The sequence below is a fragment of the Candidatus Symbiopectobacterium sp. NZEC135 genome (assembly GCF_025962695.1).
In genome coordinates, this window is sequence record NZ_JAGFPF010000039.1 from 23624 (window position 1) to 40270 (window position 16647).

The following is a 16647-nucleotide window of genomic DNA, read 5'->3' on the forward strand; positions in this document are numbered from 1 at the left end:
AACGTGACTAACGGCGTCCCCGCACAGGGGTATTGGCAGACCATTCATAGGTGGCATTGGCATCAGGTTTGAATTTATTTTTCTTCTGCTCGGCGCGAGCCTGCTTAGCTGCCGCCTCCCGTTCTTTCATCAACTTATCGATATAATCGTCTTTAATACGGTTATTCTCTGCGTTGGTTAACGTACGACCTCGTTTTTTCCTTTCCTGATCCAGCAGTGTTTTGAGCTGTCGCTGTTCACTTTCTGTCATGTCTTTCTGTGTCAGTCTGGGCATAGGAAAGCATCTCGTTGTGGGTTAGAAAATCCATTGTAGAGCAAATTCGCTAATTCTCGATAATTTAAAGATAGTTGTTATTTTTCTTTCCCTTGAGCCGTATCCGTGGTTTGACGGTCAATGATGTAAAAAACCACGTTAATGAATGTCAGCCCCTCAGATAAGTCTGACAGGATGCCTGATAACTGTTTTCATTTTCTCAGGAACTGATTTTCGAGGGTCAGAAAGATAGATTTCATGATGTCGTCTGTTATCAGACATATCGATTATATAGCCATTACTGGTAGCATATTTATGCATCGCGTCTACTGTTTTTGATTCATCATCCCACGAACCGAGGTGCATTGCCTGCACACATAATCCTTCACTGATTATTTCAAGACGTGCTCTTGAAATGTTGAGATGTGGTTTTTTCTTTAAGACTGCCGTTTGTGCTCTTATAAATACGTCATTTTCAACAAAATCTGGCTGGCGGATGAAAGATGTCCATATATATCTGTTTTTATTTAATATATTTGAGTTGTTTTCTTTCTCTTCATCAACTATCCAGAATCCCTCCAGTGGGGCAACAATATATTCCAGTATATCCTTGTTACCCATCTTGATTGCGTAGGACAGCCCGTAAAGAATTTCTATTGCTTCTTTATAGGAATCACTTGTGTTAGGGTCACCAGAGCCGTCAACAGCTATAACGATCATTTCTGGCACTTCAATAATTTCTGGTGTGATCTTTGGCTGATATTGTGCTCTGAATTCCTTCTTAAAATCAAACATACAGTTTCATCCTTTCAATTGGTAATTAAACGGTCATTAGCTGTAGAATTTTTGCTTTCTGAGCATACAGAGAGAGCAATAAGTGCAATAGGTATAATAGTAAGACATAATTCATCCTTTCTCATTGAAATCAAACTGATTGTCATCCAGATAGCGTCAGCACAAGAGTACGTCGATTCACAGGGATTCACCAGCTTTGAGCATCAGATTCCGCCTCCTTACCTAATAGTTCGCATAATGTATATTATGTTAAATTGCATTTGAAGGATACTCAATCCATAAGCACTCCAGACTACCACCGAGCATATACGTCCCTTCTTTCTGACAGATGTTATGGCTACCGGCTATTCAATCCTTGCCCGGCACAATAAGAACATCAAGTCTGTTAGCCAGATCGAGCACATCGTCGTAAGTCGCGGGATCGTGAACGAGACTGAGTGACTCACCCGTCTGGCAAAATGACCCTGAGGCAATCCGATCGCCAAATAGCATCATCGCACGTGCAGTGTCGTCCTGCCTCGATACCCATGCCAGGCCCTGCGCCGTCGGACTTTGCTGATAAAGCTAGGAGGCCAGAATGAGGCAGCGGCGTATTCCTGGTTTCATCCTGCTCCGGTTGCTCCGGCGTCGCTGTTTCCTTGGCAGGAGGCTTAACCATGCTCTACCCCTGCACTTCATCCCTAGCCGCGGCAAGCACCTGCTCAGGTTGCATAGCCAACATGTCCTGTGGCCGTTTCCCGCCCAGAAAGCTGTTGGCCGACAAAAACCAGAACGCCATCCCCCAACCATCTTTATGGTCGTCAAACACCTCGATCACATGAGCCAGTGATTTCAGTGGTCGGAAGCCCTCATCCTTGTTCAGACCATAAGTCGGGAAGTAATCAACACCATTATGGTGGATGGCAAAGATGCGGCCGGCCTTCTTCCATTTATTCGGCTGCGCACTCGGGTTGGCGGTGCTTAACTGCGCCAGCTCTGTCAGTTCGGCAGCAGTCAGCCAGTCACCACTTTCCAGCACGGCCTTGCGTGCTTTAACCAGCATCGCCACTTCTTTGATAATGACGGGTGATGCTGGTGTAGGTGGCACCAGCGCCTCTGCCAGGCGCTCCAGCGTTGCACGACTTTGATGCTGCTGAAACACGCCTAACATGGACGATGCCATATTTGACAGATTTTCAATCAGAACCTTTGTCTCGCGATGATTCTGGTGCTCAAAAGTAACAACCAGCACTTGCTTGGCATGGGACTTGTCGAGATTGTCTATTGTAATGCTGTGAGAATTTGCATCGCCGCTTTGACGCGAGCCGTATTGGGATAGTTTTTATTCGCCAACATCACGATCCCCGCCTGCTTTTCAGGAATGAAGGCAACATAAGCGCCGAAACCACCAGTAGCACCGGTTTTATGGACCCAAGACGCAGCCACAGGTGGCTTAGGCTGATTATCGATGACCTTTTGCGGGCTTAAAGCTACGGCGTTATCACTGCCAGCGATTATCTTATCCGCCTGCCCTGGCCAATCGAGCATTTCCCAGCCCAGCCCTTGATAAAGGGCGTCCGTGCGGTAGTAGCGTGTCTGTGCGATATGAATGCCTTTTTGCACTAGGCGATCGGTGATCCGGTCAGGATTCATATTGGCCTGCATCCACGTTAACATATCCTCAGACGTTGACTTTACACCATAAGCTTCTGCATCCAAGGCACCGGAAGAAACCCGTACCGGCTGCCGATTTCTGTATCCCCATGCATAATCCTTCATGGCTGAATCAGGTACTGTTATATAAGTATGCGTGAGTTTTAACGGACTCAATACACGTTGTTTCATTGCTTGCTCATAGGTCATCCCACTGTTTTTTGCCGCTAATGCGCCAAACAGACCAATGCTGGTATTCGCGTACTGCCGCATTTCACCCGGACCCCATTGCGGCTGCCAGTCCAGATAGAACTGTAGTAAACCCTTGGGGGTTGTTACCTCGTCAGGAACTTGTAATGGCAGACCGCCTGCAGTGTAAGTTGCTAATTGCAACAGCGTGATATGTTGCCACTGGGGCGTATTCAAGCCTGGCCAATATTTAGGGGCGGGGTCGTTTAGCGAGATCTCGCCCTTCTCTACCGCCACACCACCAAGCACACCATTAAAGGTCTTACTGACCGAACCTAGCTCAAAAAGCGTGCTTTTTGTGACCGGCCTGGCGTTCTTCAGATCTGCCAAACCATAATTAAAGAAGTACGGTTTGCCGTGCACCAACACGGCCACAGCCATACCGGGGATGTCCTGTTCTTTGAGTAAAGGCTCAATGATTCCATTAACTGTTTGTGTTACATTTGGAGCGGCTAATGCCATGCCAGAAAAGCATAGGCACAGCGTGGCGTTAACCAAAATAGCAGGAGAGACAGTTTTCATAAAAGATCTCATAAGTAGTTGGCACATCGATGCTTTTTATAACGCCGCATCATAACGTGTAATGATGAGTATAACGCCTATTTTATTAACGAAATCAAAACCCTTCTATTCTCAACGTTTTCGCTTGCCCTTGATAGGATCTTTTCAATCCTTTCTACTTCACGGAGAGTATTCTATTCATGAATATTCTTATTTACTCAATACCGTTCGGCAAACGCTCCCACTCGTGAAGAATTATAGTAAGTGCCTGTTAAATTAATAACTAATAAATCATCATTTTTACTCTGCGTGAGAAATACTTCTTCCTGCATGTTTATTGCCTATCGGTTTATTTTATCAATACGGATTCCACTATATTCTTAGCCGAGTCATAAATGCAATGCATCTAAATATGGAATTATTTTTTCAACCTTTTGATATATTACATTAATACACCGTTGTCTTTGCACGGTTGGGATTGCTTTTGTCTGCAGAGTTGTTGACGTTAATGTTATTTTTCTCGGAGAGATATAATGAAATTAAAGTTAGTTACGTTGGCAATGGCTTCATTGGTCACACTCAACGCACATGCTACTGCCATTGATTATCAGCATGAATTTAAAGATTCATCAAACGGAGAGCACAATGATAGCATCAAGTTTGCCACGCTGTTTGAGCAAGGATTTGGGCTGTCAGCAGAAGCACGCTGGGCTCAGCATGCCAATGATAAATCAGAAAAAAGCCCTTTTAGCGAACGGGTCAGTAGCGGTACGGAAGTCATCGCCAGCTACACGCATGATGTGAACAAGACCTTCTCGTTGGAACCTGGGTTTTCATTGGAGTCGACTGCTGACTACAATAGCTATCGCCCTTATCTGCGTGGCATGATAAATATTACTGATGACTTCTCCCTATCACTGACCTATCGCCCTTATTATAAACGGATCAGTAAAAACATTGGAACTCAGAAACAAACATCTGAAAAAGGGTATAATTTAACGTCGACGATGGCGTATAAGTTTATTAATGACTATACGTTTGAATATGAACTGGATTATCAAAATTCCAATGAGAAAAAAGATAATCCGTCAGAAAATAAAAAATATGCCTTTAGTCATGATTTTAAATTGAGCTATCAATGGGATAAAAATTGGCGCCCTTACCTTGCTGTCGGTAATGTTCCTGCGGCAGACAAGGGGGATCAGCGACAAACGCGCTATCGGATCGGGATTCAGTATAGTTTCTGATATATTGTGGGCATAAAAAAGCCGACAACAGAAATGCTGTCGGCTTTTATGTTTAGATCGCTACGCGTTTAATAACTGCAACGCGCACGCTTTCACACTTTCCAGCAGAATTTTAACATCGGCCAGGCAAACGGTAGGATTCAGCAAGGTAAGCTTCAGGCAAGTCACCCCATCGGCTTCGGTAACTCCCACATTTGCGCTGCCAGACGCGAGCAGTGCGTCACCAATGCGTTGGTTCAGCAAGGCGACAGTTGCCGCGTCGCCAGATTCCGGGCGGAAACGGAACAGAACGCTGGCCAGTTGCGGTTGCATCACCAACTCAAGATGCGGCTGCTCAGTCACAAACTGCGCAACCTGTTGTGCCAGCGTTACGCCATTATCAATGATTTCGGCGTACTGCTTTTTACCCAATGCCTCAAGACCCATCCACAATTTCAGCGCATCGAAACGGCGTGTGGTTTGCAGCGATTTAGACACCAGATTAGGAACGCCCTGCTCTTCGTCAAAGCCTGAGTTGAGGTAAGCCGCCTGATAGCGCATCAGTTCATAATGACGGGCATCTTTCAGCAAAAATGCGCCACAGCTGATGGTCTGGAAGAATTGTTTGTGGAAATCCAACGTGACGGAATCCGCCAACTCAAGACCATCCAGATAGTGGCGATATTTCTCAGAAAGCAACAGCGCGCCGCCCCATGCTGCGTCAACATGCAGCCAGATGTTTTGTTCGGCCGCCATAGCTGCAATCTCAGCTAACGGGTCAATGGCACCGGCATCAGTGGTTCCAGCCGTTGCAACAATGGCCAGCACGTGCTCGCCATTGGCCGCGGCCTGTGCCAATTTTGCGGCCAAATCGCTGAGATCCATGCGCGAGAACGCATCCGTTTTTACCAGCGTAACGGATTGGTATCCCAGCCCCATCAGTGCCATGTTTTTCTGCACGGAGAAATGGGCGTTTTCGGAACACAGTACTTTGATTTTGCTCAGATCGCCGATTAAGCCGTGCTGCTGAACGGAATGTCCCTGACGCGCAAAAAAAGCATCCCGCGCCAGCATCAATCCCATCAGGTTGCTTTGAGTTCCGCCGCTGGTGAATACGCCAGCATCACCTGCGGTGTAACCGACTTGCTGGCGTAACCATGCGATCAGCTTCATCTCAATGATGGTCGCTGAAGGGCTCTGATCCCAGGAGTCCATACTTTGGTTGGTGGCGTTAATCAGCACTTCTGCCGCCTGACTGATCACCAGACTCGGGCAATGCAAGTGGGCAACACATTGCGCGTGATGCACGGACAAACTGTCTTTAAGAAAGTATTCAACAGCACGTTCGATGGCAACCTGATTGCCCAGTCCCTGATCGGTAAAGGACAAATCAATACGTTCACGCAGTTGCGCAACGGTCTTGCCTTGATACATCTCTGGCTGCTGTAACCATGCGACAACAGCCTGAGTGCTCTGCTCGATAGCGTCCTGATAGGCGGCGATGCTTTGCGCCGAACCCGACAGAATAGGATTTATATCAGACATTTGATGGCTCACTCTGGTGAAACAGGCTTGACGCCAGCGCTCAGCAATGCACTTTCGAATTTATCGAGGAAAATGCCCAACTCGGCATTGGTGATGAGCAATGAAGGTAACAGACGCAATACGCAACCGTTGCGGCCACCCCTTTCAAGGATCAGACCCGCTTCAAAACATTTTTTCTGCAACAGTGCAGAAAGCTCACCGTCAGCCGGGAAGCACCCCATCTGATCCTGGGCTTCATGAGGTTTTACGATCTCAATGCCGATCATTAGACCAAGACCGCGCACATGACCTATCACCGGGTAGCGTTTTTGCAGTTCGGCCAGCTTGGCTTTCAGCCATTCACCCTGGTCCGCAACTTTATCTGCAATCCGATCGTCTTTAAGGATTTTGAGCGTGGTCAAACCGGTAGCCATCGCCAACTGGTTGCCACGGAAAGTGCCAGTGTGGTGACCCGGTGCCCAGGCATCGAACTGTTTTTTGATACCAAGCACTGCCAGCGGTAGACCGCCACCCACTGCTTTAGACATGACGATGATATCGGGTTCGATGCCTGCGTGTTCAAACGCAAACAGCTTACCGGTACGGGCAAACCCGGCCTGTACTTCATCGATAATCAGGACAATGCCATGTTCCTGAGTCACTTTGCGAATGCGTTGCAACCATTCAGCCGGTGCTGGGTTGACGCCCCCTTCCCCTTGAACGGCTTCAAGGATCACCGCAGCAGGTTTACGTACCCCGCTTTCGACATCGTTGATCAGATTGTCAAAATAGTAAGTCAGCGCTTTAACACCAGCCTCACCGCCGATACCCAGTGGGCAACGGTACTGGTTCGGGTAAGGCATAAATTGCACTTCAGGCATCATGCCATCGACAGCTTCTTTGGGGGACAGGTTACCAGTGACTGCGAGCGCGCCGTGGGTCATACCGTGATAGCCCCCGGAGAAACTGATCACGCCAGAACGACCGGTCACTTTTTTGGCCAGTTTTAGCGCGGCCTCAACGGCATCGGCACCGGAAGGCCCGGTAAACTGCAAGCAATATTCTTTGCCCTGACCTGGTAGCAATGACAGCAGATAAGAGGAAAACTCATCTTTTAACGGTGTGGTCAGGTCAAGGGTATGTAACGGTAAGCCACTGGTAATGACACTTTGAATGCTTTGAAGCACATCGGGATGATTATGACCAAGTGCCAGAGTTCCGGCACCGGCAAGGCAGTCAAGATATTGATTATTCTCAACATCAGTAACCCAAACGCCCTGCGCTTTGGCAATGGCCAAGGGCAATTTGCGTGGATAGCTCCTGACATTAGATTCAAATTCGGCTTGTCTTGCTAAAAAGGTTTCATTGCGTTGCGGTAATGAATTAGCACTCAAAGTATCAATACGGACTTTATCCGTCATCATATCACTCCTACAACCGGGGGTATGGTTAACGCCGGGTTGAATAATGGTTTAAAGGACTTAGCTGGTAAAAAACGCGGCTAATATATGTTGTTTGAGCAATGGACTCAATATTTTATTTTGCGGGATTAATTATTTTATATCTTACTGAAATCAATAGAAAAAATTACGAGATCCATGCCTGCATTCATCCTTTTACCCGTGAATAGCCTTTTAACGGCTAAATTTGTTGCAACTTGTTACTCTAAAGTCGGGTCTCGATGTATCCTTAACGTGTTGGGTTCTACGAGCATCATGTAACGCGCGTCACAGCAGTCACACTCGGGTCCTGATGCTATGCGCCATTGATGCGATCTCGTTTGGTAAAGGTTATCCTTGCATTGCCGATAATATAGAGATATCGATATTTTTGAAGAATATTAGCAAAATGTAGTCTGTGTGTTTTTGTGATGAAGGAGCTTTATAAAGAGGTAATGCGAAATGAAAAATAACATACCGCATAATATATTTTGCATAAAAATAGGTGTCACTGCTTGTTCTCTGTTTTTATCTACCGTAGTGTTCTATGGCTTAGGCGAGTTGGTTAACTACAATCTATTCAAAGAAAAACTTTCCGTTTATTCAGAGGAAATCATAAAAAGAACTGACGATCTTATTAGTCAAGTAAAAAGCATATCTTCTGAGGCTAAATCATTTGATGTCTACAATCCGTGCAGCCAACAATATATAGATGCTTTAAGGCGTTTACTTTGGCCTTACCCTCTAATTAAAGATATTTCATACGTTAATAACAATGCGATAATTTGCTCCGCTTTATGGGGGACATATCCGGCCCCATCATTTATGAATGCCTACACCATAAAAATTAAAAGAGATGATTTTACGTGGGTGTTTGATTCATTGGTTAATGAAGGGATTATCGCTGATGTCATATATAATGACACCATTGCCATTACGGTGTCGCCCTTTGCTTTCAAACGATTCTCTTTAGATAAAAACACTAAAGGTTTTAATGCTGTTGTTGGTAATCAAACTCACTCTGAACATTATTTCAAAATTGGTAGTGAGACAAAAACACTGGAGAGCATGGAGCATGATAAGGTTAAAAAATACAGTTTTCCCTTCGTGAAAAAATGCAGTAAAGATAATGATCTTTGTGTCATCTCAGCGGCGAGTTACTCTGGTGTTTACAACGAGTCTATTTTCGTTAATGCCTTTTTGGTATTTGTCTCTCTCGTAACAGGTATATTACTTTCCATTATCATTAACGGGAGTATTAATAAAAGTCTCTCTTTGTCCACAAGACTCCGAGAAGCAATTAGAATGAAGAAACTAGATATCGTGTATCAACCTATTTATAAGTTGTGCACACGTAATATCATCGGGGTTGAGGCTTTGTTGCGTTGGCGGGATGACAAACTTGGCCCTATTGGCCCTATTGGCCCTGATGTGTTCATCCCTATTGCTGAAAAACATAATTTTATCGGGGATATCACGCTGTATGTTCTCAAAAAAACGGTCCATGAATTTGTAGAGCATGCAAAGAAAAGCAATATCTTTCTCAGTATAAATATAAATTCCAGTGATTTACTCTCCACTCGTTTTAAAAACGAACTATTTTCATTGATTAGAAAACACCATATCCCCCATGGAATTATCATGCTGGAGATAACGGAAAGGCAGAGTGCTAATCTAGGGGCATTGCAAGAGTGTATAAAACTCTATAAAGATGAGGGTGTGATGTTCGCGCTTGATGATTTCGGTACAGGTTATTCAAATTTAAACTGGTTATCAAAGTTATCTGTGGATGAAATTAAAATTGATAAATCATTAACTGACTCTATTGGCACTGAGTCTATCAATAAAAAAATCCTGCCTGGTTTGGTTGAAATGTTTAAAAACCTCTCTGAGCAAATTGTTTTTGAAGGCGTAGAAACACAGTCACAAATCGATTTTTTAGCGCAAAAGCTGCCATGTTGTGCTGTTCAAGGATGGTATTTTTCAAAGGCGGTTTCTTTGCCAGATATGATAAAAAAGCTGGAAGACGAGGAACCTTCCTCGATTAAGTGTGATAAATAGGTGACTGTGCTGGAAATGTGAAAATGACTTTTTACTTATCGCAGTCTATATTATAAGCGTCTGCATTGCGTTAATGTTGACAACCTGGTCACTATCAGGCTGTCAACGAAACCCAGCGGAATGTATTGCTGGCTGCCCTACTTTCTTGTAACCTCTCGTCGCCCACGATCACCTTATATAATGTTACCGGATTCCTCATGGCTGCTCACATTTCAAAAGATCCGCTTCATGGCATAACCCTTGAAATGCAAGTCAATGCGTTGGTTGAACGTTTTGGCTGGGTTAAACTGGGCCAACTGGTTAATATCAATTGTTTTAAAAGCGACCCCAGCGTCAAATCCAGTCTAAAGTTTTTGCGTCGAACCCCGTGGGCCCGCGCAGAGGTCGAAGCGCTGTATCTTGATTCGTTGAAAGAGGTGCCTGCCGCAAAAGCCGATGATGTCGATCCTTGGGCAAACAGCCGTGGAAATAAACGTTAACCTTTTCTTCTTCCAACGTGCATGGTGTGTGCCGCTCAGTAAAAGCGGCACACAGTAGCTTGCGTTACGATGAACGCCACCTACGCGTCAGCGGTTTCTCCGCTTCCACAATCAAGAACATAACAAAACCGATGGCAAAGGTGATGAGCCAGTAGCGGAATGGCAACGCTTCCGTGCCAAACAGCATCTGCATAAAGGGCAGATAGATAATCGCCAGTTGAAGCACAAGCAGTACGGCGCTGACAATCCAAATCCCCCGGTTGGCTAATAATCCCTTGGTCAGAGAAAAACCGTTGGATACCCTGCAGTTAAGCATATAGAACCACTGCGCCGTGACCAGTGTTTGCAGCAAGACAGTGCGAATCAGCTCAGCGGAGTGGCCTTGTGGTTGGAGCCAGGCTTCCAACGCGAAGGCGCTGAGCGCAATCATGGTGCCGACAAACGCCACGCGCCAAATAGCAAAACCGTCCATCACGTGCAGGCGTGGGTCACGCGGCGGGCGTTTCATGATGGTTTTTTCACCGGATTCAAACGCCAGACCAAAGGATAATGTAGCTGAGGTGGCCATGTTCATCCACAGGATAAGCACGGGCGTTAACGGAATCAGGTTACCCGCTAATAACGCGATGATGATCAGTAAGCCTTGCGCCAGGTTGGTGGGCATAATAAACAAGATGGTTTTTTTCAGATTGTCATAGACGCGCCGCCCCTCTTTCACGGCACTGGCGATGGTGGCAAAATTGTCATCGGTCAGTACCATGTCTGCAGCTTCTTTGGTCACCTCCGTGCCCTTTATCCCCATGGCGATCCCGACATCTGCTTGCTTCAGCGCAGGCGCATCGTTCACGCCATCGCCCGTCATGCCGACAATCTCTTTTCTGGTTTGTAGCGCCTGCACCAGCCGGAACTTGTCCTCGGGGCTGGTTCTGGCAAAGATATCGTAATTCTGAGCCGCAGCGCTGAGCGTTTCCGCATCCATTTTTTCCAGCTCGCGACCGGTAATCGCGTTGTCAGCATTGCCGATACCGAGCATTTTTCCGATGCTCATTGCCGTTTCCGGATGGTCGCCAGTGATCATCTTGACGCGGATACCTGCCTGCAAGCAGTCGCCGATCGCCGTAATAGCCTCTGGGCGGGGCGGATCCATCATCCCGGCGATGCCAAGAAATATTGCGCCCTGTTCCAGATCCTGATGTGTCAGCACTTCTTGCCCTTCAGCGGCAGGCTTCCAGGCGGCGGCCACCATCCGTAACCCCTCCCGCGCGTACTCTGCCATTTTGCTTTCCCAATAGCGCAAATCAAACGGTTGTACGCCGCGATCTGTCAGTTGCTGCTGGCACAGCCTGAACAACACATCCGGGGCACCGGTGATCAATATCTGCTCTTCGCTACCGATCCGATAATGGGTCGCCATATATTTGTATTGGGAATCAAACGGAATTTTACTGCGCAGTTCTGTTTCCACCGTGGGCAACGTTGCCTTGGCGGCGAGCACTTTGAGTGCCCCTTCGGTCGGGCCACCGGTAATTTTCCAAAAACCGCTATCGTCTTTGATCAGTTGACTGTCATTGCATAAATCAATGGTGCGCAGATAGCGCGCCAGCAATGAATCAGCGGCGATGGATACCGGGCGAGAATCCTCCAGTGAATGAATGGTGCCTACCGGTTCGTAGCTGTCACCCTCGACACGATAGACCGCATCAGCGGTGATAATGGCTTTGACCGTCATTTCGTTCATGGTCAGGGTGCCGGTTTTATCGGAGCAGATAACCGTCATCGCCCCCAGGGTTTCTACCGTGGGCAGTTTGCGAATAATGGCGCGTTGCCGTGCCATCGCCTGCACACCCAGTGAGAGGATGATTGAAATAATGGCAGGCAACCCTTCCGGTACAGAGGCAACCGCCAGGCTTATCAATGAGAGCGTTAATTCGGAAACCGGCATATCACGGAACAGGATGCTGAAAACAAACAGCGCTGCCATCATCACCAAAATAAGGATGAAAATCGCCTTGCCCAGTTTGTCCATTTGCACCAGCAGCGGTGTGCGATGTTTCTCAATATCCGCCATCATCTGGTTAATGTGGCCCAGTTCTGTGTCGCCACCGGTAGCAATAACCACCCCCTTCCCACCGCCAGAACTGACCGTTGTACCCGAGAACAGTAAATTGAGGCGATCGCCGAGCGGTAGCTCGCCGCTTAATGCCCCGGTTTCTTTCTGCACAACCGTGGATTCGCCCGTCAGTATGGCTTCTTCAACGCACAGATTGTGCGCTTCGATAACCCGTAAATCCGCAGGGATTCTGTCGCCAGCGCGAATAACGACGATATCGCCAGGAACCAATGCCGTCGTTGGCACCGTTTCATGCTTACCCTGACGTATCACCAATGCCTCACTGGAAAGCATATTACGAATGCTTTTCAAGGATTTTTCTGCGTTGCTTTCCTGAATATGGCCAATCAGCGCATTGATAACGGCTACGCCAAGAATCACTGACATATCAACCCAGTGCCCCATAACGGCCTTCAATAGCGCGGCAGCGAGTAAAACGTAGATCAACACATCGTTAAAATGGGCTAAAAAACGCAACCAGGCCGGTTTGCCTTGCTTTTGCGGCAAGGTATTTTCACCGTAGGTTTGGAGACGTTTCACGGCATCCTGGCTGTCTAGTCCCGTTGCGCTGGTTTCCAGCCGGGCCAAGACCTGTTCTACATTGCGCTGGTAATCGTTATTCGCAGCGGGTTTGTCATTTGAAAGCATATCGTTGTTCATAAGCGCTGACCCTTTTCGTCATCATTAACCTGATACCCAAGCGGACAGAAACGTATTAACGGGTGACCTGCGTTGATAATGGCGTCATTGTTATAAACAGGCTGCATCTCCGTAACATAACGCACAAAAATAAAATCAACTAATTCAGATTGTTATAAAAATCACGTCAAAAACAAGCTGATTTAAACGTAGCACAATGTTATGCGTTTTATAGGGTTAGGCGTGAATACACGTAAAAATTTCACATAAGTATTTTTTCATGGTGATTTAATCTGAGCGGTATTCTCAGGGTTTTTATCAAGCAAACTACAAACACAATAACCGTAATGCCAAAAAATGACTCAGCGCAGACATGCCACTTCTGACTTTTATTGTTTTCAGGTTAAGCTAGATTTTTTATTTTCATTTTTACAACAAATCATAATGGAGTGGACTGATGAGAATATATTCGTCGATTATTAATCCATGTACGGACTCTTTAGATGTAGCTTTGGCGAAAAAATCAAAAAACGCTGGCATTTCCAGAAAAACACTCAATAAGCTGGTTAAAATTGCTAGCACATCCATTGGCTTGTCAAAAAAAGAGGCGAGAGATATATTCTTTAATAGCGGGGAAACAATAAAAACGCCAGAGGCAAAACAGCTTAGCAATAAAATATGTAAAGCCCTACCCTATGTCTCCAATCAGCACGTAAAGCAGCTGTATACCACCTGGATGAAGAACTGTGGTGTTACCATAATGCCTAAAATGCCCGATGTGTGTTCTTACTCGGATTTTATGCATGAACACAGTAATATGCTTGGCAATATGGTGACTGAAAGTAAAGAAGCCGTTGTGGTTATTGATAAATTACATGCTAATCGGTTGATAAAAATCTTTTTCGATGGCGAATCACCGGGCATGATCAAAGATCAAACAGAAGCATTTAATCGCTATTACGGTGATGGCTCAGCCAGTGAATTATCCGGTCGTGCAATTGTGTTAACGAATATCAGCGGCTGCCCGCTGTCACAGGTAAACCAGTTTCATGAAGATGCCGATGTCGATTTCGTGAAAACCGTGGCAAGAATGATTGATAACGATGTGCATTCAATAGATTTTTCTAAGGATGATTTCTTATACAACACGGAATATAAAAGCTTTCTCCCCATCGATATGAAGACGCTCAAGATCGACGCCATTAACCACGAGGCCTTGCAGTCAGCGCTGCGCTACATCAGAGAACGGGTATTAAACGGTGCGCGACCTTGATGAAAATATAAATATAGCACCGGGTGTGGTGAGCCACACCCGGTGCAGTAACGATGCGCGGTTATTGGTTTAGCAGTACGGTGGTTTTATATTCCCATAACCGATTGTAATTAATGTCATCCAGATCGCGTTGTGGGTTTGCATTGCCTTTAAATGGTCTGCTGGTCGTGGCAGCTGCACTCCATGGGTTGAGTAAGTCATAGCCACTATCAACCGTGCTGTTGCGAATCACTAGTTGACCATTTGCTGTCTTACCGGGCAAATAACCGGTCTGGCGCGCGCCCTGATCCCAAGCCCGGCCCATGTTGGCCCTCTGTTTACCCGATTTATAGCCACTGTCGGACGTCAGCGCGCTGTTGATCACCAAGAAACCGTGTTTCACCCACGGCATGGTATCGGGGGCGAATACGTAGGCTTCTTTTGATTTCCGCGTAGATACGGTATGGAAACGAACGTTATCAAACACGGCGGTGGCACGACCAAAGACGTAATCAACATCACCTTCGATATAGCTGTCCTTGATATAGGCGCGGCTGTAGTGATCGGTGACGTAATTATTCTTTTTATCGCTGGTGTTGACGAAGAAGGTATCTTGCCGCCCAATCAAACGCACCTGCTCTAGCTGAATCTTATCGCCATCCGTTCGCAGCGCTACGCCCTGATGAGTACCGCTGTCTACCGTATCCAGCAGCGAGTTCACCACCGTCAGGTTTTTTAACTGAAACTCATCGCTCTGTGACCACAAAACCGCAGCGCAGATGGTATCAATCGTCTTGTTCTGTTTTGATGCGCAAACGTCATACATATACCAGGCAGGATCGCCAGACTGATATTGTTGATTGGCATTAACAATCGTTCGGTAGGTGGCCGGTGAAACCATCGAGTCCAATCCCAGCGAGATGACGGTTTTTTCCGGGGTATCACCTGCGCCAAACAACGTTATCGGTGGCGCTTCAGCAGGCACATAAACCGTGCCGATGTAGGTTCCTGGCTGGACTTTAATGTAAATACGCTGATTGCCTTTCTGCTGTTGCAATGCCGCATTCACTGCGTCTTGAATCTGCGTGTAGGTAGCGCCATCAATCCCTTTGGTGGGGCCCACCACATAGGGCGTATTCACTGAAGCGATATTGATAGGCTGCGGCGTCCAGGCGTCCGCAATGGGTGAAGCATAGAGCCCACGATAGGCAAAATAGTGTTGTTGTGTAAAACGCGCGGCTTCATCGCTGGAAAGTACGGGCCGCAGTGTCGTTCCAGGAAATGAAGGTTGATATTGTGCCTGTGGCGATGTTGCAGTTTGACAAGCCGCCAACAGCAAAGAAACGGATACCGCAGCAGCAATACCGGAGAATGGCTGATATTTCACTTCTCACCCCATGCAGATTAATAAAATGAAATCGAGTTTCAATTCTATTTGCAAGCAAAAGAAAAAAAGTGAAGCCCGATCATGGTTTTAGTATCGTCTCCCCTCAGGCACTGCTGATTGGGTTTTATCAATAAGAGGTGGTATTGCAGGAGAGTGGTTTTTGGTTAAACACAATGTATGTTGTAACTAAAATGAATATGTAGGGTGATGATTCAATCGCCACTGGCGTTATTCCTTTACACCAACGGTGCCAAGCAAAGCTCTTCGCTTTCAGACAATTGGGTTTTCAACACGGAGCGTTCTACCTGATGGCAGGCATGTTGCGCAGCCTGAGCTGGAGATTGCCCCTCGAGTAAGGCAGCCGTCAGTTCGGCACAAAACAGATCACCTGTGCCTTTCGGCGCAATCGGCAAGCGGTTGTGCTGGATAGGCACCACCGTATCGCGCGTGACGCACAGCGCTTGAATCCGTTGCTTATCGAGGTTGCCTGGCGCACTGGTGACAACCACCCACTCCATCTTTCCTTTTAGTAACGTACGCGCAGCAGCAATTGCTGATTCGGCACTGTCCAGCGTCATGGCCGACAAACAGCTCAGCTCAAACGTATTGGGCGTCAACCCGGTAGCCAACGGTAATACCTCATCGCGATAGCAGGCATTTATCTCGGCATTAACATAGTAGCCGCAGTCAGTATCCCCCATCACCGGATCGAGAATGATATGAATAGCCGGCCACGCGTCGCGCACCTGTTTAAGCCAGGCAACGAGCGGCGGCACCAGTGTGGTCGTGCCGATGTAGCCAATGATGATAGCTCGCGCATGTGTTAATGCGCCCCGCTCTAGCAAACCTTGCAGAAAGCCTTCAAACCATTCGACCGGAATTTTTCCGCCATAACAGTTAGGATAATGAGGCGTATTGCTGAGAATGACCGTAGGCACCAATGCAACGCGTAACCCATGTTGCGATAGCGCCGGTACCGCGATACTGTTCCCTACGCAACCATAAACGACCTGTGACTGAATAGAGATCACATCATAGTGTGCAGGCCCGGAATGAAAATGGGCGCTTTCCGCGTCCGGCGTGATGGGTACGTACTGCAT

General features: G+C 46.9%; 14 protein-coding genes. 4 read left to right on the plus strand and 10 right to left on the minus strand.

What is annotated here, in order from left to right; genetic code table 11:
• Nucleotides 1–7: 7 nt before the first annotated feature.
• From J5224_RS17020 to ampC, 5 genes are all read right to left on the minus strand, one after another.
• Complete coding sequence (locus tag J5224_RS17020) at nucleotides 8–274, minus strand: DUF3811 domain-containing protein (protein WP_264626497.1); 267 nt, start codon at nucleotides 272–274, stop codon at nucleotides 8–10.
• A gap of 156 nt (nucleotides 275–430) precedes the next feature.
• The gene (locus J5224_RS17025) at nucleotides 431–1048 is read right to left on the minus strand and encodes a GyrI-like domain-containing protein (protein WP_264626498.1); all 618 of its coding nucleotides are present in this window, start codon (nucleotides 1046–1048) and stop codon (nucleotides 431–433) included.
• A gap of 348 nt (nucleotides 1049–1396) precedes the next feature.
• Complete coding sequence (locus J5224_RS17030; protein ID WP_264626499.1) at nucleotides 1397–1543, minus strand: hypothetical protein; 147 nt, start codon at nucleotides 1541–1543, stop codon at nucleotides 1397–1399.
• Nucleotides 1544–1709: 166 nt separating this feature from the next.
• Nucleotides 1710–2198 carry a hypothetical protein gene (locus tag J5224_RS17035; protein ID WP_264626500.1) on the minus strand — a complete coding sequence of 163 codons (489 nt, stop codon included), beginning with the start codon at nucleotides 2196–2198 and terminating at the stop codon, nucleotides 1710–1712.
• 110 nt (nucleotides 2199–2308) lie between these two features.
• Nucleotides 2309–3451 (minus strand): class C beta-lactamase, encoded by a 1143-nt coding sequence (gene ampC / locus J5224_RS17040; RefSeq protein WP_319802450.1) that lies wholly within the window; start codon nucleotides 3449–3451, stop codon nucleotides 2309–2311.
• Nucleotides 3452–3963: 512 nt separating this feature from the next.
• Between ampC and J5224_RS17045 the strand changes: the two genes are divergently transcribed.
• Nucleotides 3964–4677: an oligogalacturonate-specific porin KdgM family protein gene (locus J5224_RS17045; protein ID WP_264626501.1), complete on the plus strand. Its 714-nt coding sequence runs from the start codon at nucleotides 3964–3966 to the stop codon at nucleotides 4675–4677.
• A 60-nt stretch (nucleotides 4678–4737) separates the two neighbouring features.
• On the opposite strand, the gene J5224_RS17050 is transcribed toward J5224_RS17045, so the two are convergent.
• A complete protein-coding gene (locus J5224_RS17050; protein WP_264626502.1) occupies nucleotides 4738–6201 on the minus strand; it encodes a pyridoxal phosphate-dependent decarboxylase family protein in 1464 nt (487 codons plus the stop codon).
• An 8-nt stretch (nucleotides 6202–6209) separates the two neighbouring features.
• Nucleotides 6210–7601, minus strand: a complete 1392-nt coding sequence (locus J5224_RS17055) for a diaminobutyrate--2-oxoglutarate transaminase (protein ID WP_264626516.1) — start codon at nucleotides 7599–7601, stop codon at nucleotides 6210–6212.
• Between the two features lie 480 nt (nucleotides 7602–8081).
• Between J5224_RS17055 and J5224_RS17060 the strand changes: the two genes are divergently transcribed.
• Nucleotides 8082–9680: an EAL domain-containing protein gene (locus tag J5224_RS17060; RefSeq protein ID WP_264626503.1), complete on the plus strand. Its 1599-nt coding sequence runs from the start codon at nucleotides 8082–8084 to the stop codon at nucleotides 9678–9680.
• 197 nt (nucleotides 9681–9877) lie between these two features.
• Nucleotides 9878–10159: a VF530 family protein gene (locus J5224_RS17065; RefSeq protein WP_264626504.1), complete on the plus strand. Its 282-nt coding sequence runs from the start codon at nucleotides 9878–9880 to the stop codon at nucleotides 10157–10159.
• A gap of 64 nt (nucleotides 10160–10223) precedes the next feature.
• Here the strand turns inward: J5224_RS17065 and J5224_RS17070 are convergent, their stop codons facing one another.
• Nucleotides 10224–12929, minus strand: coding sequence for a cation-transporting P-type ATPase (locus J5224_RS17070; protein ID WP_264626505.1), 2706 nt, complete (start codon nucleotides 12927–12929; stop codon nucleotides 10224–10226).
• A gap of 436 nt (nucleotides 12930–13365) precedes the next feature.
• Here J5224_RS17070 and J5224_RS17075 point away from each other — a divergent pair, with 436 nt between their 5' ends.
• A complete protein-coding gene (locus tag J5224_RS17075) occupies nucleotides 13366–14181 on the plus strand; it encodes a hypothetical protein (protein ID WP_264626506.1) in 816 nt (271 codons plus the stop codon).
• Between the two features lie 61 nt (nucleotides 14182–14242).
• On the opposite strand, the gene pemB is transcribed toward J5224_RS17075, so the two are convergent.
• Both pemB and pdxK read right to left on the minus strand, forming a co-directional pair.
• Complete coding sequence (gene pemB, locus J5224_RS17080) at nucleotides 14243–15547, minus strand: pectinesterase PemB (protein WP_264626507.1); 1305 nt, start codon at nucleotides 15545–15547, stop codon at nucleotides 14243–14245.
• 236 nt (nucleotides 15548–15783) lie between these two features.
• Nucleotides 15784–16647, minus strand: coding sequence for a pyridoxine/pyridoxal/pyridoxamine kinase (pdxK, locus tag J5224_RS17085; protein ID WP_264626508.1), 864 nt, complete (start codon nucleotides 16645–16647; stop codon nucleotides 15784–15786).